The organism is Achromobacter sp. (assembly GCF_050285585.1).
GTDB lineage: Bacteria > Pseudomonadota > Gammaproteobacteria > Burkholderiales > Burkholderiaceae_B > Achromobacter.
On record NZ_JBLZXF010000042.1, the window covers coordinates 1 to 3,197 of the forward strand.

The 3,197-nt window shown below is 66.2% G+C and carries 3 protein-coding genes; 2 read left to right on the forward strand and 1 reads right to left on the reverse strand.

Features of this window, described 5'->3' with window-relative positions; translation table 11 throughout:
- On the reverse strand, positions 1–932 hold a 932-nt coding region (locus tag ACN6PJ_RS28130; RefSeq protein WP_427999034.1), incomplete at its 3' end, for a LysR substrate-binding domain-containing protein.
- 181 nt (positions 933–1,113) lie between these two features.
- Here ACN6PJ_RS28130 and ACN6PJ_RS28135 point away from each other — a divergent pair.
- Both ACN6PJ_RS28135 and ACN6PJ_RS28140 read left to right on the forward strand, forming a co-directional pair.
- Positions 1,114–2,139, forward strand: coding sequence for an ABC transporter substrate-binding protein (locus ACN6PJ_RS28135; RefSeq protein ID WP_062679636.1), 1,026 nt, complete (start codon positions 1,114–1,116; stop codon positions 2,137–2,139).
- Positions 2,140–2,155: 16 nt separating this feature from the next.
- The coding region (locus ACN6PJ_RS28140) for an ABC transporter ATP-binding protein (RefSeq protein ID WP_427999035.1) at positions 2,156–3,197 on the forward strand (1,042 nt) is incomplete at its 3' end.

Genomic DNA, 3,197 nt, shown 5'->3' on the forward strand with positions numbered 1-3,197 from the left:
TGTCGGGGTCGCTCCGCGCGCCTGGCGGTCGGAACAGCGGAAATAGCGGTGCTTTCGGCCAGTATCCATTCGGCCAGGCGGGTGGCGGCTTCCGTGGACGGGTCTTCCTCGCGCACGCACAGGTAGTAGTCCAGCCCCGTGTCCAGCCGCTGCTCGAACGGCTGCGTCAGGTGGCCGGCGGCAAGTTCCCCTTCAATCAGCGCCAGGCGCAGCAGCCCCACGCCGAGGTCCGCCAGGACCGCGCCCAGCGTGAGTTGCGCATCCTCCAGCAGTGGACCGTTCAGCCGTTCCGGCCGCACGCCCGCCTGCGCGAACCAGGCCGCCCAGCGCGCGCGGTCGCCGTCGTGCACCAGCGGCGCCCGCGCCAGGTCCCGCGGATGCTTGAACGGCCCATGGCGATCGGCAAAGGCCGGCGTGCAGACCGGCACCACGGCGCCCGCCAGAAGGCGCGTGGCCTGGCAGCCGGGCCAGCGGCCGGCGCCAAAACGGATCGACAGGTCCGCCGAATCGCTCGGATACGTGCCGTGCATGGCGTAGACCACATTGATGCCGATGTCCGGATGCTCCCGCATGAAGCGCCCCAGCCGCGGCAACAGCCAGCCGGTGCCCAGCAAGCCCGTCACGCCCACGGTGACCTGGGTCAGGGTGGCGCGTTCCTGCGCCTGGCGCGTGGCGCTGCGCAACACGGTGAACGCCGTGTGGATCGAGCGGTAGTAATCGCGCCCTTCGTCCGTGAGACAAAGCGAACGGCCCTTGCGCATCGTGAGCGGCGTCTGGATGTAGCTTTCCAGCAGATGGAGCTGATGGCTGACGGCAGACGGCGTGATGTTCAGCTCGGCGGCGGCGTCGGCGATGGAGCCGTGCTGGGCGAACGCTTCGAATGCGCGTATCGCCCGCAGGGGCGGCTCGGGAGTGTCGCGTTCGGAGATCATGGGTATTCACTCAAAAAATTCATGTATTGAATTTCAATCAGTTGTTTTCGGATTCGCCGCCCTATAGTCCTCATGAAAACAAGCCGTGCTTATATTGTTTGGTTCAAAGCATATATGAATTTTTTAGATATGAATTGACCCGATAGGCATCCAACTCGATTCATGATTCAAGGGGAACACAATGAAGGCGAAGGTATTGGGCGGCATGATCCTGGCTTGCGCGGCCGCCGGCGCGCAGGCCGATGGCGGCAGCATCACCCTGGCGTCCTGGGGCGGCTCGTTCCAGAAGGCGCAGCGGGAAGCCTGGTTCACGCCCGCCGAAAAAGCGCTGGGCGTGACCATCAGGGAAGACACCACGTCCGGCCTGGCCGATGTGCGCACCCAGGTCGCGTCCGGCAAGCCCGCGTGGGACATCGTGCAGCAGGGCAACCAATCCTGCCCCTTGATGGAGAAGGAAGGCCTGCTGGAGAAGCTGGACCCGGCCATCGTCGACACGACCGGCATTCCCGACAACATGAAGTCGGACTATTGGGTCGCCGACGTGGTGTACGGCGTGGTGATCAGTTGGAACAAGGAGGCCCTCAAGGGAGCGCCGCCCCAGAATTGGAAGGACTTCTGGAACACGCGCGAATTCCCGGGCATGCGCTCCCTGAGGCGTTCCCCGCTCTACAACATCGAGGCCGCGCTGCTGGCCGACGGCGTGGCGCCTTCGGACATCTATCCGCCCGACGTCGATCGCGCCTTCCGCAAGCTGGCCGAACTCAAACCCAGCGTGGGCGCATGGTGGGGGTCCGGCGCCGAATCCGTGCAGTTGATGCAGCACGGGGAAGTCGACATGTCCGGGATCTGGAACGGACGCATCCAGGACCTGATCACCGAAGACCCGAGGATGGGCTTCTCGTGGAACCAGCAGATCGTGCTGTACGACTGCCTGGCGATTCCCAAAGGGGCGAAGAACAAGGAAGCCGCGATGAAAGTGCTGGCTTATCTCGTCAAGCCCGAAACGCAGGCGCGCCTGTCCACGCTGATCAACTATGCCCCGGCCAACGAAAAGGCCTATGAAACCGGCATCATCAGTCCGGAGCTGGCGGCCAGGCTGCCCAACTCGCCGGAGAACCGCGCGGGCGCCGTGGTGCTGGATACGCAATGGTGGGCGCAGAACTACGACGCAATGTCCAAGCGCTTCGATCTGATGCTGCAACGCTGAAGGCGGGGACACGGCCATGACGGATGCGAAACAGCGAGGCCTGCCCATCGCGGCGGAGGGCCTGTGCAAAGCTTATGGCGCGCAGACAGTGCTGGACCAGGTGGACCTGGAGGTGCGCAGCGGGGAGTTCCTGACCTTGCTGGGCCCTTCCGGCTCGGGCAAGACTACGCTGCTGATGGCGCTGGCCGGCTTCGTGCAGCCCGACGCCGGCGACCTGCGGTTCGGCGGCCGCAGCATGGTGTCCGAGCCCGCGCATCGGCGCGACATCGGCATGGTGTTCCAGAGCTACGCGCTCTTTCCTCACATGACCGTGGGCGAGAACATCGGCTATCCCTTGCGGCTCAGGAAATGCGCCAAGGCCGAGATCCGCGAGCGGGTCGCCGGCGCGCTGGAACTGGTGCGCCTGCCGGACGTGGCCGACCGGCGCGTCAGCCAGCTGTCCGGCGGGCAGCGCCAGCGGGTGGCGCTGGCGCGAGCGATCGTCTTCGAGCCCGCGATCCTGCTCATGGACGAGCCGCTCTCGGCGCTGGACAAGCAATTGCGCGAGCAGATGCAGCGCGAGATCCGCCAGCTGCACGACCGCCTGGGCGTCACGACCGTGTACGTCACGCATGATCAGCGCGAAGCGCTGACCATGTCGGACCGCGTCGCGGTGATGAACCGCGGCCGCATCGAGCAGATAGCCGGCGCGCGCCGCATCTACCAGCGGCCCGCCACGCGCTTCGTGGCGGATTTCATCGGCGAATCGCATTTCCTGCCGGTCAGGCGCGAGGGCGGCCGGCACCTGGTGGCCGGTCGGCCGCTGGCGCTGCCCGCGGGGCAGGATGCGCCGGGGGGCGACGAGGCATGGCTGATGTTGCGTCCGGAAAACCTGATGCTGGCGGACGCCGCGCCGGATCCGGCCTGCAATCTGTTGAGCGGCGTGGTGGCGGATACGGTCTTCCAGGGCGAAAGCTCCCGCCTCTTCGTGCGCCTGGACGACGGCCTGGAGGTGTCGCTGCGCCTGGGGCCCACGCAGATCCGCGAGTCGGGCATCGCGACCGGCCAGAAAGTGACCC